The organism is Bacillus sp. M6-12, from assembly GCF_002860285.1.
GTDB lineage: Bacteria > Bacillota > Bacilli > Bacillales > DSM-1321 > Peribacillus.
In genome coordinates this window covers 137412-152343 of the sequence record NZ_PGVF01000015.1, presented here as the reverse complement: position 1 = coordinate 152343, position 14932 = coordinate 137412, and the positions used below count along the sequence as shown (strand labels likewise).

The following is a 14932-nucleotide window of genomic DNA, read 5'->3' as shown; positions in this document are numbered from 1 at the left end:
TGTGTGTTAAAGAAGGGTGTGGAACGGATGATTAAGGAAGAGGTTATTATTATAGGAGGAGGGCCTTGCGGTTTGGCTGCGGCCATATCATTGAAGGAAACAGGTAAATCTCCCCTCATAATAGAAAAAGGCAATATTGTTAACGCGGTGTATCATTATCCGACTCATCAGACTTTTTTTAGCTCAAGCGAAAAGCTGGAGATTGGAGATGTTCCTTTTATTACAGAGAACCGTAAACCCGTCAGGAACCAAGCTTTAGCTTATTACAGGGAGGTCGTCAGAAGAAAGCAGCTTCGCATAAATGCTTTTGAAAAGGCCAGACAAATCAAAAAGATGGAAGACGGCTCGTTTTTATTGCATACCGATAAAGAAGAGTATTCTGCCCGTTATATTGTTATTGCCACTGGCTATTATGATAATCCGAATTATTTGAAGGTGCCTGGAGAAAACCTGCCAAAGGTATTCCACTATTTTAAAGAAGCACACCCATACTTTGACAGGGATGTGGCGGTGATCGGCGGAAAAAATTCCAGCATAGATGCTGCTCTCGAATTGGTAAAGGCTGGGGCAAGGGTAACTGTTTTATATCGAAGGCATGAGTATTCAAAAAGCATAAAGCCATGGATCCTACCGGAGTTCGAAGCATTAGTGAAGAGCGGAACGATAAAGATGGATTTTGGGGCCGATGTATTGGAAATTACCCCTGATACGATTTCCTACACACAAGACGGAATATCAAAGGAAATTAGAAATGATTTTGTGTTTGCCATGACAGGATACCATCCAGATCACAGCTTCCTTAGGCAAATGGGAGTAAATATAGATGAAGAAACAGGAAGGCCCTTCTTTGATGCAGAAACGATGGAAACGAATGTTGAAGGAATTTTTATTGCCGGAGTAATAGCTGCAGGAAATAATGCTAACGAAATATTCATCGAAAACGGCCGTTTTCATGGCGGTTTAATTGCTGCATCAATTATGGGAAGGGAAAATGACCGGGGAAAAGAGGCTAAACAATGAAACAAAAGATTTCTTTATTAACGACTGGCGGTACAATTGCCAGTAAAGAAACCAAAAATGGGATGCTATCTTCTGGGGCGCTTAGTGGTGATGAACTGGCTGCCCTCTGTAAGCTGCCGGATGATATTGAAATAAAAATTGTAGATTTTATGAAGGTTCCGAGCATGCATATGAATTTTCAAACCATGCTGGCTTTACGGGATGCAATAAACAAAGAATTGGAAGATTCAAGTGTGACAGGAATCGTTGTTACTCACGGAACCGACTCTCTTGAGGAAACCGCTTATTTCCTTGATATTGCCACAGAGGATAAAAGGCCTATTGTAGTAACCGGCTCACAGCGTTCGCCTCAGGAGGTTGGCACCGATGTATATTCCAATTTAAGGAACTCTATTTATGCAGCTGCCAATCCGCTTCTGGAGAATGGCGGAGTTGTAGTAGTATTCAATGAACGAATTTATTCAGCAAAATATGTTAAAAAAGTCCACGCTTCCAATCTGCAAGGATTTGAATCCTTTGGATATGGATATCTTGGAATTATTGATAATGATGTGGTGAGCATTTATCAGAAACCTTTCCACCGGGAATTTTATCCTGTTAAAAATAGAATTCCAAGGGTAGACATCATTAAATGCCATACAGGTGCTGACGGGTTGTTTATTGATGCTTCAGTTGCAGCGGGGGCAAAGGGAATCATATTGGAAGGTGTTGGCAGGGGCCAGGTTACTCCGCAAATGGTCAGTTCAATCCAGAAAGCTTTGGACAATGATACATCCATAGTGATAACAACTAGTGCAGAAGAGGGAAAAGTATATCCGGCTTATGATTACGAAGGAAGTGCTTTTGACCTTAAAGAAAGAGGAGTCATTTTGGGTGCGGATTATGACAGCAAAAAAGCAAGGATTAAGTTGGCTGTACTTTTGGCATGCAAAGAGAAAATAAAGTCCAGCGATTTTAAATATTAGTTATCTAACATTTGTCCTGTGCATATAGTTCTATAAGTCGGCCCAAATAGGAGGCATAGGAAGAATGTTAGGTATCCAATTAATTAGAATATCAGTGGTTTATTTCGTTGTTGGCGCTTGCTTAGGGCTGGGTATGTCCATTACGCACTCATATACTCTTACTCCTGTTCATGTCCATATTAATTTATTGGGCTGGACAGCGATGACACTTGCTGGAATTTTGTACCATCTGTTTCCGCAAATCGCTGTGACAAAACTTGCGAAAACCCATTTTTGGCTGCATAACATTTCATTGCCTTTAATGATGGCGGGATTGGCATTTGTCGTTAATGGAAACGATGCTTTAATCCCTTTTGTTGCGGTTGGAGGCACTGTATTAGTTCTGGCCATCATTCTTTTTGCTCTTAACATCTTAGTGAAATTAAAACCGCAAAAAACATAACGGTATATTGTTTAAAGAGAGATGATGGGAATATAGTTTCTGGAAGGGCCACCTTGTTTCAGGTGGTTTTTTCATTTTCGTAAGGAAATTATAAAAAGGTAGGAGTTCTGGATAGCAATTAGAGTGTTTCTATATCTAGCTTCAAAGCCCCGACGTACAGGACAGGAAAGCTTAGGCAGAGATATCGTTCGAAACAAAGCGGCAGCTTTGTGAGAACGTACTAGGGCCGGCGGCGCCTATAGGACCTGGCGATTTTAGCCGTTCGTCCGCCTGTAAGAATGTGAAGGCGTCGACGTTCCTTGTGCCAGGCTGGTGCTTTTTGTTCCGGGCAAAATTAGAATTTCCTTAACATGGAAAGCTTCCGTTTTCTTTTTAAGCATATCGTGATACGATTAAATAAAGGCTTTTTTCGCATAGATTGTTGCTTTTCGTAAAGGCGCCCCTACCCGTATTTTCAGGGGCTTCGTGGCTCGAAGAAAGATGCTTTGACAAACTAAGTAAAGCCCTTTAATTATGCTGCAAAAGCAACACCCGAAAAGAGCCTCAAAAAAAAGAACGAAATGAGGTCGGCACATGCTGGTCATCCTAACTGCAGGTCTGGCGCCGGGCCTGGCTTTGCTTAGTTATTTTTATCTGAAGGATCAGATTGAAACCGAGCCGCTTTCAGTTGTAGGAAGGGCGTTTTTATTTGGTGCATTTCTGGTATTCCCGCTGATGTTTATTCAATATGTAATGGAAACTGAGAATGTATTTGATAGCAATTTGGCCTCGGCCTTTATCCAGTCCGGTTTGCTTGAAGAGTTTTTTAAATGGTTTATTCTATTTTATGCAATATATAACCATGCGGATTTTGATGAGCCGTATGACGGTATAGTTTATGGAGCTGCTGTGTCGCTCGGTTTTGCTACTTTGGAAAATGTCCTGTATCTGGTTGCCAATGGGGTTGAGCATGCATTCGGGAGGGCTGTTCTCCCTGTTTCAAGCCATGCGCTTTTTGGCGTGATTATGGGCTATTATTTAGGAAAAGGGAAATTTTCCAGTCAAGGGATGAAGAAAAAGTTTCTTCTTTTGGCATTTATCATCCCAGTTCTATTACACGGTACATATGACTTTATTTTGCTTACACAGGAGTTCTGGCTTTATATGATACTCCCTTTTATGATTTTTCTTTGGTGGCTGGGGCTCAATAAAGTCAAGCGGGCCAAGATACTATCCGAATACCATGCAGCAAGCAATTAATAAAAAGATAGCTATTATTAAGGAGCCCTTTAAGGGTTCTTTTTTTTGATTTATAAAGTTCATTGTTAATTATGCACAAAGATTAACAGCCTTTTGTAAAAAAAGATAGCGGAGCAGACCCATCAGTAGCTCCTTGTGTTTTTTTCGCATAAAACTCTTCTTGATGAAGAAACTACTGTTATGTCACTTTATGAAAAAGAAGGAGTGTTTTTTAGTGAAAGGCATTTCGTCAAAGTGGAAAGTGCTTTTTCTGTCAATTTGCTGCTGTGCTGCGTTGCATGTTGGCGTTCCGAAGGCAGAAGCATTCACAGGCCAAGTCATCCAGCAGGGAGCCGTGGGCGATGATGTGATTGAATTGCAGGCCCGGCTACAGAATATCGGCTTCTATAAAGGTAGGATTGATGGTGTGTTTGGCTGGGGAACTTACTGGGCACTAAGAAATTTTCAAAGTCAGTATGGTCTCCCAATTGATGGTATGGCCGGTGCAACGACCAAAATGAAATTAGCAGACGCTTCAAATTTTAATGCCCGCTGGGTTCATGAACAAATTAGTAAGGGCAACGAATTTACTTATTATGGCGGGGTGCCGATTGAAAAGCAAGTAAAACAGCGACAAGGGAAGGGAAAGGCAAATCCGAAAAAAACCGGAGTAGCAAGGACTGGAAACCAGACTGCCAAAGCAACGCGCACGGCTTCGAACGCACCAGGCGGATTCTCACAGAATGATATACAGCTAATGGCGAATGCTGTATACGGCGAATCCAGGGGAGAGCCTTATACAGGGCAGGTAGCAGTAGCGGCTGTTATCTTAAACAGAGTAGGGAACCCGGCTTTCCCAAATACTGTTTCAGGAGTTATTTTTGAACCAAGGGCCTTTACAGCAGTTGCAGATGGCCAGATTTGGCTGACGCCAAATGAGCGCGCCAAGGAAGCTGTCATTGACGCGATTAACGGCTGGGACCCTACTGGCGGAGCGATCTACTACTTTAACCCAGATACCGCAACAAGTGGATGGATTTGGGGCAGGCCGCAAATTAAAACAATCGGAAAGCATATTTTCTGCAGATAAACGAGGTGAGTAACTTTGGTAAGGAATATTATTATAGCCGCCCTCTCTATTGCATTGGTCGTAACAGGATACTGGGGCTACCAGGAGCGCCAGGCAAAAAACCAGGAGAGTCAAGCAAAAAATGCAGTATTAGTACATGCGGAAAACAACTATCAAAGAGCATTTCATGATTTATCCTATCAGGTTGACATACTTCACGATAAGATCGGAACTTCACTGGCAATGAATTCAAGAACCTCATTAAGCCCTTGCCTAACAGATATCTGGAGAATTACATCAGAGGCACAAAATGATGTTGGACAGCTTCCTCTATCTCTGATGGCATTTAGTAAAACAGAAGAATTTCTGTCGAAAATTGGGGATTTCTCATACCGTACTGCAATCAGGGACCTGGAAAAGGAGCCTTTGACAGACAAAGAATATGGCAATCTTCAATCACTTTATAAGCAGTCAGCAGATATTCAGACTGAGATAAGAAAGGTCCAGCATGTTGCGCTGCAAAACAACCTAAAGTGGATGGATGTAGAAATGGCTCTTTCTGATGATGAAGAAAAATCCGATAACACCATTGTTGATGGTTTTAAAACAGTTGAGAAAAAGGTAAGCGGGTACAGCCAGGCAAACGAGATGGATCCCACTTTCACATCCTACGAGCAAAAAGAGAATAATTTTAAAAACCTGACTGGCAAGGAAATCAGCAAGAAGGAAGCGGCATCCATTGCCACAAGATACGCAAAAGCCGAAAAAGGAACAAAAGTTAAAGTAGAAGAAAACAAAAAAGGCTCAGAATTTGGTTTCTATAGTGTGTCATTAACTGATGCTAGAAAAGAATCTGAAGTAAATATGGATATCACCAAAAAGGGCGGATATCCTATATGGTTCATTAACACTCGTGATGTGAATAAATCCAAGATCAGTCTTAATGAAGCCTCTAACCATGCAAAGGCATTTTTGAAACAGAATAAGTTTGAAAATCTGGAACTGTACGAAAGCGCGCAGTATGATAATATCGGTTTATTTAATTTTGTCACTGTAGAACAAGGTGCGAGAATTTATCCGGATTCTGTTAAAGTGAAAATAGCATTGGATGATGGCAGCATCATCGGTTTTTCTGCCGATGAATTCCTGAAGTCCAATAAACAAAGAAAGATTGGTACACCAGTTCTTTCCGAAGAGGCTGCAAGGAAAAAAATCAGCTCTAAGGTACAGGTTATGGAGCACCGTCTCTCAGTAATTAATAATAATACACAGGAGGAAGTGCTCTGCCATGAATTCCTTGGAACAATTGGCGATGACACATACCGAATTTTTATTAATGCAAAAACAGGCGACGAAGAGAAGGTTGAAAAACTGGAAAATGCGGAGCCGATATACGAGAATATAGTTTAAATTATCCATACCAGCCCATTTAAGTTAGTTAAACAAAACAATTGGAATAGCATGGTTTTCTGCGGAATGGGAATGGAAAATTAAATTACAAATTAAGGAAAGGTACAGATAATGTACTTTTCCTTTTTTGCTTTACATGGCATAATATTAGTAGTTATACCTATGTATTTAGTCTTATTTACATGAATGTATATAGTTGTTTCGCACTAAGTTAATAAGAAAAAAACATCCGGAAGTGTGGAGTATATGATTAAAATTGGAGACTCGATTATCATAGAACCAAAATTTTCCCTGCAGCCTGAAAAGTATAAGGCAATGGTTGTAGAAATCGATGATAACGATATTTTTATTGATTATCCGGTCAATTTGGACACTGGGAAAACCGTATTTCTGATAGATGGCACCCAGCTCAAAATTACATATATGGATCCTGAACAGGCGGTATTTATTTTTGATACTGAGGTATTAGGCAGGAAAAAAGCAAACATTCCTATGATCCATCTTCATTATCCGGACAAAGATAGCTTTGTTAAAATCCAGCGCCGCCAATACGTCAGAATTGATACCCGCATCGATATGGCCGTACACTCTGAACGTGGAGAATTTCTTCCGTTCACAGCGGTTACTGCCGATCTGAGTGCGGGTGGAGCTGGACTTGAAATACCAAAGCACGTAATTCTGGCCGCTTCATCTCATATTTATCTTTGGATGGTACTGCCGCTTAAATCCGGAGAAATACAATATCTCAGGCTAAAGAGCAAAGTAATCAGAGTAAGTGAGCAAATGGGGAGATTCAACAAGGCCTCCATCCAATTCGTTGAAGTAAGTGAAGGGGACAGGCAGAATTTAATACGATTTGTGTTTGAGAAACAGCTCGAAAAAAAGAAGGGCACAAGCATTAATTGACATTGTACCAGGCAAAGAAAAAGAATTCTTAAATAGCTATACAATAAAAATTTGTTTACTTAAAAAATGAATGAAAAGAATATATCTGCCCCATACTTGTAATGAAGTACTGCAAGGATGGGGTTTTACAATGAAAACAGTTGAAAGAATAATAATTAAGCTCATTATCATCCAGGCGATTTGTTTATTGTTTTTTCAGTTCCTTTTCCATAGGGAAGATTCATTCTTGGAGCTTAAGAAAATGGCCCAATATGAGGGTGTACATACAGATAACTATACAAAGGTAATAGAAACTTTTAATGATGCCGGAAAGTAGTCATAGTTATAAGAAAATCTTTGCTCCATAATATGGCCAGCAATCGTTTTTAGTAATCTTTTAAAAAGCGGGTTTCTTCCTGCTTTTTTTGTTTAGGCTCTGTTATAGTTAATTGTTGATTTTGGCAATATGTTGATTGGGGCGGAAATCAGCAGGCAAGTTTAACAGAGTTTTATTTTTAAAGGAAAAAACAGACAGAAATTAGGATGAAAATAAACCGTTGTTGCATCTGGTATAAGCTTCTTTGTTACTTTCTTGTCTTTCACGTCGAAACTGAGGGGAAGAAGTGCAGTATCAATTGTTTTTATGCTAAAATATATATGTTTTAACCAATTGTATTTAATGCATCGGGAGGCTTTATGGAAAAGAAGATATCAATCGCAATAGATGGACCAGCAGCTGCCGGCAAAAGCACTGTAGCGAAAATTGTAGCAGAAAAACTTACTTATATTTATGTTGATACCGGAGCGATGTACCGAGCACTGACATATAAAGCACTTAAAAATGAAATAAGCATTGCTGATGAAGATGCCCTGGCAAGCCTTTTGGAGCAAACAACGATTGAGCTGAAAACAGGAGAAACAGGACAAAAGGTTTTCCTTGACGGAGACGATGTAACCTCTGAAATAAGGAATAACCAAGTTACCGCTTCCGTATCAGAAGTTGCCGCCCATCAATGTGTTCGTGAGGAATTGGTGAGGCGCCAGCAGATTATGGCACAAAGTGGCGGGATTGTAATGGATGGAAGGGATATAGGAACCCATGTCCTTCCGACGGCAGAGGTTAAAGTCTTCCTGATCGCAAGTGTCGATGAACGCGCGGAAAGAAGGCACCTGGAAAATTGTAAAAAAGGGTTTGCATCGGATTTGGCGAAATTAAAAGAGGAGATTTCTCAGCGGGACAAATGGGATTCTGAGCGTGCTGTTTCGCCATTAAGAAAAGCAGAAGATGCTGTGGAAATCGATACAACCTGTCTGTCTATACAGCAGGTTGCTGAAAAAATCATGCAGCTAGTAACAGAAAGGACAAGATAAGCCTTGAGTTTTTATACATTTGCCAAGGGTCTGGTCAAAGTGGGACTTGCTCCGGTATACAGAATTGAAGTAATCGGATCTGAAAAGTTTCCGCAGGAAGGCGGAGTCCTGCTTTGCGCCAATCATATTGATAATATGGACCCGCTTGTCGCAGGCATTATGACACCGCGCGATGTCCATTTTATGGCTAAAGAGGAAATATTTCGCTTGCCTGTTTTAAAAAGCATCCTTCCAAAGGTAAATGCCTTTCCTGTAAAGCGGGGAATGAGCGACCGGGAAGCACTTAGGAAAGGATTATCCGTTTTAAAAGAAGGAAAAGTATTGGGCCTATTTCCGGAAGGTACAAGGAGCAAAAGCGGAGAGCTGGGTGAAGGTCTTGCCGGTGCAGGTTTTTTTGCCCTTCGCACGTCTGCCAGGGTAGTCCCATGTGCGATCATCGGCCCCTACAAACTATTCGGTAAAATAAAGGTTGTCTTCGGGGAACCGATCGACTTTACAGAAATCCGCGAACAAAAAAAATCAGCTGAAGAAGCAACTGCTATCATTATGAATGAAATTCGCAAGCTGATAGAGTTATATAGATAAACCTTCTTGCTTGACAAATTATCTATTTTATTAGAATTTATTAAAAAGGGGATATTTCCGAATTATAAATTAATATGCGGGTATAAACCTGTATAGGGTTATTAATGATTGGAAACAGCAAACAGGCTCCGGGATATTGCCCGCCCCGCAATCTTAAAAACTGTAAGCAGCAGTCATCGGTTAAGGAGGAATTCTAATGACAGAAGACATGAACCAAGTCGAGGTTAACAACTACGAAATTGGCGACAGGGTTAAAGCGAAGGTTACCAAAGTGGAAGAAAAACAAGTTATCGTAGATGTCGAAAACAGCAAAACAGACGGCATTATTCCGATCAGTGAGCTTTCCAGCCTGCATGTTGAAAAAGCCTCTGATGCAGCCAATGAGGGAGACGAGCTTGAGCTCGAAGTCATAAAGGTTGAAGAAGATGCTTTGATTCTTTCGAAACGCAAGATTGATGCACTGAATGCATGGGAGGATCTTGAAAAAAGGTTCCAGTCACAGGAAGTGTTTGAAGCTGAAGTAAAAGATGTGGTTAAAGGCGGTTTGGTAGTGGATCTTGGAGTACGGGGATTTGTTCCTGCTTCTCTTGTAGAGGATTACTTCGTGGAAGATTTCGCTGACTATAAAGGCAAAACAATGACCTTTAAAATTGTGGAACTTGATAGGGAAGTTAACCGTCTAATCCTTTCCCACCGAGCTGTTGTTCAGGATGAAAAAGGCAAGAAAAAACAGGAAGTACTTGGAAACATCCAGGCCGGCCAGGTTCTTGATGGAACAGTGCAGCGAATTACTGATTTTGGTGCCTTTATCGATATTGGCGGAGTAGATGGACTTGTTCATATTTCTCAGCTATCCCATGAGCATGTGGAAAAAGCTTCTGATGTTGTAACTGAAGGACAGCAGGTAAAGGTTAAGGTTCTTTCAGTTGACATGGACAATGAGCGAATTTCGCTATCCATTAAAGAAACATTGCCTGGGCCATGGTCAGGTGTTGCAGAAAAAGCTTCCAGAGGCACTGAACTCGAAGGACAGGTGAAGCGCCTCGTTTCTTTCGGTGCTTTTGTAGAGGTGTTCCCGGGTGTGGAAGGACTGGTCCATATCTCACAAATTTCCCATAAGCATATCGCAACACCAAATGAGGTATTGAAAGAAGGACAAACGGTTAAAGTAAAAGTGCTTGATGTAAATGAGAATGAGCAGCGTCTTTCTCTCAGCATTAAAGAGCTGCAGGAAAATGATTCATATGAAGAAACCAACTATCAATTGCCGGAAGAATCAAAAGGCTTCCAGCTTGGCGAAATGATTGGCGATAAATTAAAAGACTATAAGTAATGGTGTGATGATTAATGTCAAGGACAAGACGCAAATTGGAGCATATAGATTACGCTCTAAAAACAGGACAGCACAGGCTCTCAGGGTTTGAGGACATTGTATTTGTCCACCAAAGCCTTCCTGGAATCTCTTTGTCTGAAATTAATTTAAGCACAAAAATTGGCGAACTTATTTTAAGTTCGCCAATTTTTGTGAACGCGATGACCGGCGGCGGCGGAGAAGAAACAGAGATATTAAATCGGGATTTTGCCATTGCGGCCAGGGAAAGTGGAATTGCGATGGCGGTGGGGTCTCAGATGGCGGCCCTAAAGGATAAAGAACAACGAGCTTCTTATGAAATAGTCAGGAAGGTTAATCCAAATGGCATTTTAATAGCAAATCTGGGCAGTGAAGCAACGGTAGGACAGGCGAGGGAAGCAGTGGACATGATTGGGGCAGATGCGATTCAAATTCATTTGAATGTTATCCAGGAGCTGACCATGCCTGAGGGGGACAGATGCTTTCGGGGTGCTCTTGACCGGATTCAAACCATTGCCCAAAACCTGCCGATTCCCTTAATAGTTAAAGAAACGGGTTTTGGAATGAGCATGGAAACTGTTAAATCCCTTGCTTCCGCAGGTGTGCAGGTCGTCGATATTGGCGGGTATGGCGGTACAAATTTTGCGAGAATCGAAAATGAAAGGCGAAGCAGAATCCTTTCTATTTTTAACGATTGGGGCATTTCGGCCGCTGCTTCCGTAGTTGAAGCAAAGGCCGTTTCCCCAAATCTTTCTGTACTTGCATCAGGAGGCATACAAGACGCCGGGGATATCGCGAAAAGCATAGCATTAGGTGCAAGCGGGACTGGATTGGCCGGCTATCTCCTTAAGATATATAAGCAGGGTGGAGTGAACTGCCTAATTAATGAAATAACTTATTTGCACAGTGATTTAAAGTTCGTTATGACAGCGCTTGGCAAGCGGACGATTAAAGAACTGCAAGAAGCTCGGCTCGTGATAAAGGGTGATACCTATCATTGGCTTTTGCAGCGGGGCATTGATGCTTCGGTTTTTTCCTTATAGGCTCAGCCTGAAATGTGCAGTGGCAGGCATGTCGGGCTGCAATTTCAGAAAGCGGCTATTAAATGCGAGTAATGAAAGCATGAATTAACGTTTAAGCAACTTACAAATCAGACATAATGTTTCGTAAGAGGAGGAACATTATGGATGGTTTGTTTTTTTATTGGCTGGCTTGGATAGCTGTGGTGGTCCTGCTTTTTTTTGTTTCTGAAAGGTGGAAGTACCGCTTTCCAATGCTGATTCATCTTTTGATGATAATGATTATAGCCAGCTATCAGGTAAATGTTGATGCACTTTCTTTTAACTTTTCAGTTATTTATATTTTCATTGCCATATGCGTTTATATAAGAAGGATGCGTTTGATGCAGATCTTTGGATTTGTTATATCAATTTTCACAGTGGCAATGGCTTATTGCTGCTTTCAGTTATACTCAATGCTCGATCCGGTCTGGCTATTGTTTGATAAATCTTGGATGATGGCGATTTTGCTGAATTATTTATGCGTACTCCTTTTTTCAGCAAAAGGTATCCGCCTTGGAGGATTAATTGGCGGCATGGCTCTTGGAGATTGTATGACCTCTTTTCTGCTGTCGAGGCTTGCGATGCCATATGCAGCGGGTTCATTTTCCTGGCTTGATGATGCCGCATTAGCACTGGGAGTTGCCGCTACCGGCATATTGGCAGGTTACGCAAGCAGGATGCTGCAAACCCAAACAAATCCATTGCAGAAGGAGAGACAAAGATCATATGAATGAGTATGTATATCCCGTATTATCAGGTATAGCTGTTGGGACGCTCGCACGAGTGTATATGCTGCGGACCGATTATCGCCAATACCCCACTTATTTACACGGCAAAATCATTCACCTATCGGTTGGGTTTATCGCTGCCGGTTTAGGGGCAATAGTGGTTCCGTCTTTTATGGAGGAACAATTTACTGCGATTACTTTCCTCACGCTCGCCGCCTCACAATTCAGAGAAGTAAGGAATATGGAACGAGACACTTTGACCGAGGTTGATCAATATGAGCTGGTTAGCAGAGGCAAGACGTATATTGAAGGAATTGCAATTGCTTTTGAGGGAAGAAACTATCTAGTAATTCTGACTTCCTTTCTGACTACTGCAAGCTATCTTATTTTAAACCTATGGGCAGCCATTATAGCGGCGATTGTTTCACTGATTATCTGCCGGAAGCTTATGTCAGGAGGGAGGTTAGAGGATATTGTTGATATTGAGTACATTGAACTTTATTTTAAAGGGCCAGGGCTTTACGTCGACAATATCTATATCATGAATATCGGCCATCCTGAACGCCAGAAGGAAATCCTGAAGTATGGGATGGGATTTATTCTCACTCCCAAAAATTTTAATGCTCGGACCACCATCGCGAACTTGGGCCAACGCCAGGCAATTTTGCATGATGTTTCGACCGCACTTGGAGTCTTTCGGGACTCAGGTACACCTGCACTTGTACCGCTCGCAAAAAGAGATTTGGATGATGGGCGGGTAGGTGTGTTTGTTCTTCCCCAGGAAAGGAATATTGAAAAAGCTAAAGAAATCATTCAAAACGTGCCTACCCTGGAAACAGCAATTCGCATGCCTACAAAAGCAAATGTGAATCAGAAAGGGTGAGACTGATGCCTGTTGAAAAGTATATTCTTGCAGTTGTTACGACGAATCCACAAAAAGTCCCGTCCGGCGCCCACATATTCCATTGTCAGGATAAAAAGGAAATGGACCATTTTGCAGCGAACCTGGAAGCAATTCTTGATGGGATCGCCCATTCACTGAGTGATGAAGTTTATATTATTGTGAAACATTAATAATGTTTTTGTTTTTTCAATATATACAGATGTCTATCTTCAGCAACCAGCACCTCGAGTGTTGTAACCAAGGGCCGTTACAACCTTGGTCATAAGTCAATCGCTTCTGAAGGCAAAAAGCGCCTTCTGCCAGCGCTCGTCTTATGCTTGTCAGGGCTGAACAGGGCACTTCAGCATTTCCCAAAATAGACAAAGATTGTTGATTGCTTTTTTTTTTGATACTATATGATAGTTAGAGCGCCAGCTGCCATTAGCAGAACACAGACTAAGGGCGCCACGTCCCATGGGCCTAAGCAGGAATTCAGGCTTTTTGGATTGAGTTTTTGATAAATTATTTTTTTGAGATGTTTTTTAACCAGTTTCCTGCAAAAAAAACCGATCATGGTTGATATATAACATCCATAATTTTTTAGAGAGGGTGAATGCTATGCCAAAACCTACAGTGGCTATAGTCGGCCGTCCCAATGTTGGGAAGTCTACTATTTTCAATCGAGTTGTCGGGGAACGAATTTCGATCGTTGAAGATGTGCCAGGTGTAACAAGGGACAGAATTTACAGTTCAGGAGAATGGCTGACTCATGATTTTAATATTATCGATACCGGAGGAATTGATATTGGAGATGAACCGTTCTTAGAGCAAATTCGCCAGCAGGCTGAAATTGCGATTGATGAAGCGGATGTTATCATCTTTATGACCAATGGCCGTGAAGGAGTAACCGCAGCTGATGAGGAAGTTGCAAAAATATTATATAAATCCAAGAAACCGGTAGTGCTTGCGGTTAACAAGGTGGACAACCCGGAAATGCGCGACCAAGTCTATGACTTCTATGCGCTTGGCTTTGGTGAACCGTTTCCGATTTCAGGATCCCATGGGTTAGGTTTGGGAGACCTGCTTGATGAAGTTGCAAGAAACTTCCCGCAATTTGATGAAGAGGATTATGATGAAGAAGTCATTAAATTCAGCCTCATCGGACGCCCGAATGTGGGCAAATCCTCACTGGTGAACGCTCTTCTTGGCGAGGAAAGGGTTATTGTCAGTGAAATCGAAGGAACAACAAGGGATGCGATTGACTCGCCATACACCTATAATGACCAGGAATATGTCATTATTGATACCGCGGGCATGAGGAAAAAAGGAAAAGTGTATGAAAGCACAGAAAAATACAGCGTCCTGCGTGCCTTGCGGGCTATTGAACGTTCAGACGTCGTCCTTGTTGTACTGAATGCAGAAGAAGGCATTCGCGAGCAGGACAAGAAAATTGCCGGTTATGCCCATGAAGCAGGACGGGGAATTATTATTGTCGTTAATAAATGGGATGCAATTGAAAAAGATGAAAAAACGATGAAGGAATTTGAACAAAGTATCCGGGCACATTTCTTGTTCCTTGATTACGCTCCGATCGTATATTTGTCCGCGAAAACAAAGAAAAGGGTCCATACTCTTCTCCCTGTTATTGACAAAGTGAGTGAAAGCCATGCTTTGCGTGTTCAAACAAATATACTGAATGAGGTAGTTATGGATGCGGTTGCGATGAATCCGACACCAACCCATAATGGGCAGCGCCTGAAAATTTACTATACAACACAGGTAGCCGTTAAGCCGCCAACATTTGTCGTATTTGTAAATGATCCGGAATTAATGCACTTCTCATATGAAAGATTTTTAGAAAACAGAATTCGTGATGCTTTTGATTTTGAAGGCACGCCAATCAAGATACTCGGTCGTCAAAGAAAATAAAAAGGTTGTGATTGC

The 14932-nt window shown here is 41.6% G+C and carries 16 protein-coding genes; all 16 read left to right on the top strand.

The window, feature by feature from the left end:
* Nucleotides 1-27: 27 nt before the first annotated feature.
* The 16 genes from CVD28_RS18070 to der all read left to right on the top strand — a co-directional run bounded on the left by CVD28_RS18070 (nucleotide 28) and on the right by der (nucleotide 14917).
* Nucleotides 28-1020 (top strand): YpdA family putative bacillithiol disulfide reductase, encoded by a 993-nt coding sequence (locus tag CVD28_RS18070; protein ID WP_101594598.1) that lies wholly within the window; start codon nucleotides 28-30, stop codon nucleotides 1018-1020.
* Nucleotides 1017-1985 carry an asparaginase gene (locus tag CVD28_RS18065; protein ID WP_101594596.1) on the top strand — a complete coding sequence of 323 codons (969 nt, stop codon included), beginning with the start codon at nucleotides 1017-1019 and terminating at the stop codon, nucleotides 1983-1985. The genes CVD28_RS18070 and CVD28_RS18065 overlap by 4 nt, the downstream gene beginning before the upstream one ends.
* 64 nt (nucleotides 1986-2049) lie before the next feature.
* Entirely contained in the window at nucleotides 2050-2427 is a 378-nt protein-coding gene (locus CVD28_RS18060; protein ID WP_101594593.1) for a cytochrome-c oxidase, read from the top strand.
* A gap of 573 nt (nucleotides 2428-3000) precedes the next feature.
* Complete coding sequence (gene prsW / locus CVD28_RS18055; RefSeq protein WP_101594591.1) at nucleotides 3001-3666, top strand: glutamic-type intramembrane protease PrsW; 666 nt, start codon at nucleotides 3001-3003, stop codon at nucleotides 3664-3666.
* 190 nt (nucleotides 3667-3856) lie between these two features.
* Nucleotides 3857-4735, top strand: a complete 879-nt coding sequence (gene sleB, locus CVD28_RS18050) for a spore cortex-lytic enzyme (protein WP_101594589.1) — start codon at nucleotides 3857-3859, stop codon at nucleotides 4733-4735.
* 15 nt (nucleotides 4736-4750) lie between these two features.
* On the top strand, nucleotides 4751-6124 hold the full coding sequence (gene ypeB / locus CVD28_RS18045) for a germination protein YpeB (protein WP_101594587.1): 1374 nt from the start codon (nucleotides 4751-4753) through the stop codon (nucleotides 6122-6124).
* A 246-nt stretch (nucleotides 6125-6370) separates the two neighbouring features.
* Nucleotides 6371-7030: a flagellar brake protein gene (locus tag CVD28_RS18040; RefSeq protein WP_101594584.1), complete on the top strand. Its 660-nt coding sequence runs from the start codon at nucleotides 6371-6373 to the stop codon at nucleotides 7028-7030.
* A 130-nt stretch (nucleotides 7031-7160) separates the two neighbouring features.
* A complete protein-coding gene (locus tag CVD28_RS18035) occupies nucleotides 7161-7346 on the top strand; it encodes a DUF5359 family protein (RefSeq protein ID WP_101594581.1) in 186 nt (61 codons plus the stop codon).
* A gap of 359 nt (nucleotides 7347-7705) precedes the next feature.
* Complete coding sequence (cmk, locus tag CVD28_RS18030) at nucleotides 7706-8380, top strand: (d)CMP kinase (protein ID WP_101594579.1); 675 nt, start codon at nucleotides 7706-7708, stop codon at nucleotides 8378-8380.
* 3 nt (nucleotides 8381-8383) lie between these two features.
* Nucleotides 8384-8965, top strand: coding sequence for a lysophospholipid acyltransferase family protein (locus CVD28_RS18025; RefSeq protein ID WP_101594577.1), 582 nt, complete (start codon nucleotides 8384-8386; stop codon nucleotides 8963-8965).
* A gap of 196 nt (nucleotides 8966-9161) precedes the next feature.
* Nucleotides 9162-10298, top strand: a complete 1137-nt coding sequence (rpsA, locus tag CVD28_RS18020; protein WP_101594575.1) for a 30S ribosomal protein S1 — start codon at nucleotides 9162-9164, stop codon at nucleotides 10296-10298.
* Between the two features lie 14 nt (nucleotides 10299-10312).
* On the top strand, nucleotides 10313-11359 hold the full coding sequence (gene fni, locus CVD28_RS18015; protein WP_101594573.1) for a type 2 isopentenyl-diphosphate Delta-isomerase: 1047 nt from the start codon (nucleotides 10313-10315) through the stop codon (nucleotides 11357-11359).
* Between the two features lie 140 nt (nucleotides 11360-11499).
* The gene (locus CVD28_RS18010) at nucleotides 11500-12111 is read left to right on the top strand and encodes a YphA family membrane protein (protein ID WP_101594571.1); all 612 of its coding nucleotides are present in this window, start codon (nucleotides 11500-11502) and stop codon (nucleotides 12109-12111) included.
* A complete protein-coding gene (locus CVD28_RS18005) occupies nucleotides 12104-12988 on the top strand; it encodes a YIEGIA family protein (RefSeq protein WP_101594569.1) in 885 nt (294 codons plus the stop codon). Before CVD28_RS18010 ends, CVD28_RS18005 begins: the two co-directional genes overlap by 8 nt.
* 5 nt (nucleotides 12989-12993) lie before the next feature.
* On the top strand, nucleotides 12994-13179 hold the full coding sequence (locus CVD28_RS18000; protein ID WP_101594567.1) for a capping complex subunit for YIEGIA: 186 nt from the start codon (nucleotides 12994-12996) through the stop codon (nucleotides 13177-13179).
* Nucleotides 13180-13606: 427 nt separating this feature from the next.
* Nucleotides 13607-14917 (top strand): ribosome biogenesis GTPase Der, encoded by a 1311-nt coding sequence (der, locus tag CVD28_RS17995; protein ID WP_101594563.1) that lies wholly within the window; start codon nucleotides 13607-13609, stop codon nucleotides 14915-14917.
* Nucleotides 14918-14932 lie beyond the last annotated feature (15 nt).

What these genes read in the sequence shown, in the direction of transcription:
- CVD28_RS18070 (WP_101594598.1), top strand. Translation starts at nt 28, where the DNA reads ATGATTAAGGAAGAGGTTATTATTATAGGAGGAGGGCCTTGCGGTTTG.
- CVD28_RS18065 (WP_101594596.1), top strand. Translation starts at nt 1,017, where the DNA reads ATGAAACAAAAGATTTCTTTATTAACGACTGGCGGTACAATTGCCAGT.
- CVD28_RS18060 (WP_101594593.1), top strand. Translation starts at nt 2,050, where the DNA reads ATGTTAGGTATCCAATTAATTAGAATATCAGTGGTTTATTTCGTTGTT.
- prsW (WP_101594591.1), top strand. Translation starts at nt 3,001, where the DNA reads ATGCTGGTCATCCTAACTGCAGGTCTGGCGCCGGGCCTGGCTTTGCTT.
- sleB (WP_101594589.1), top strand. Translation starts at nt 3,857, where the DNA reads ATGAAAAAGAAGGAGTGTTTTTTAGTGAAAGGCATTTCGTCAAAGTGG.
- CVD28_RS18040 (WP_101594584.1), top strand. Translation starts at nt 6,371, where the DNA reads ATGATTAAAATTGGAGACTCGATTATCATAGAACCAAAATTTTCCCTG.
- CVD28_RS18035 (WP_101594581.1), top strand. Translation starts at nt 7,161, where the DNA reads ATGAAAACAGTTGAAAGAATAATAATTAAGCTCATTATCATCCAGGCG.
- cmk (WP_101594579.1), top strand. Translation starts at nt 7,706, where the DNA reads ATGGAAAAGAAGATATCAATCGCAATAGATGGACCAGCAGCTGCCGGC.
- rpsA (WP_101594575.1), top strand. Translation starts at nt 9,162, where the DNA reads ATGACAGAAGACATGAACCAAGTCGAGGTTAACAACTACGAAATTGGC.
- fni (WP_101594573.1), top strand. Translation starts at nt 10,313, where the DNA reads ATGTCAAGGACAAGACGCAAATTGGAGCATATAGATTACGCTCTAAAA.
- CVD28_RS18010 (WP_101594571.1), top strand. Translation starts at nt 11,500, where the DNA reads ATGGATGGTTTGTTTTTTTATTGGCTGGCTTGGATAGCTGTGGTGGTC.
- CVD28_RS18005 (WP_101594569.1), top strand. Translation starts at nt 12,104, where the DNA reads ATGAATGAGTATGTATATCCCGTATTATCAGGTATAGCTGTTGGGACG.
- CVD28_RS18000 (WP_101594567.1), top strand. Translation starts at nt 12,994, where the DNA reads ATGCCTGTTGAAAAGTATATTCTTGCAGTTGTTACGACGAATCCACAA.
- der (WP_101594563.1), top strand. Translation starts at nt 13,607, where the DNA reads ATGCCAAAACCTACAGTGGCTATAGTCGGCCGTCCCAATGTTGGGAAG.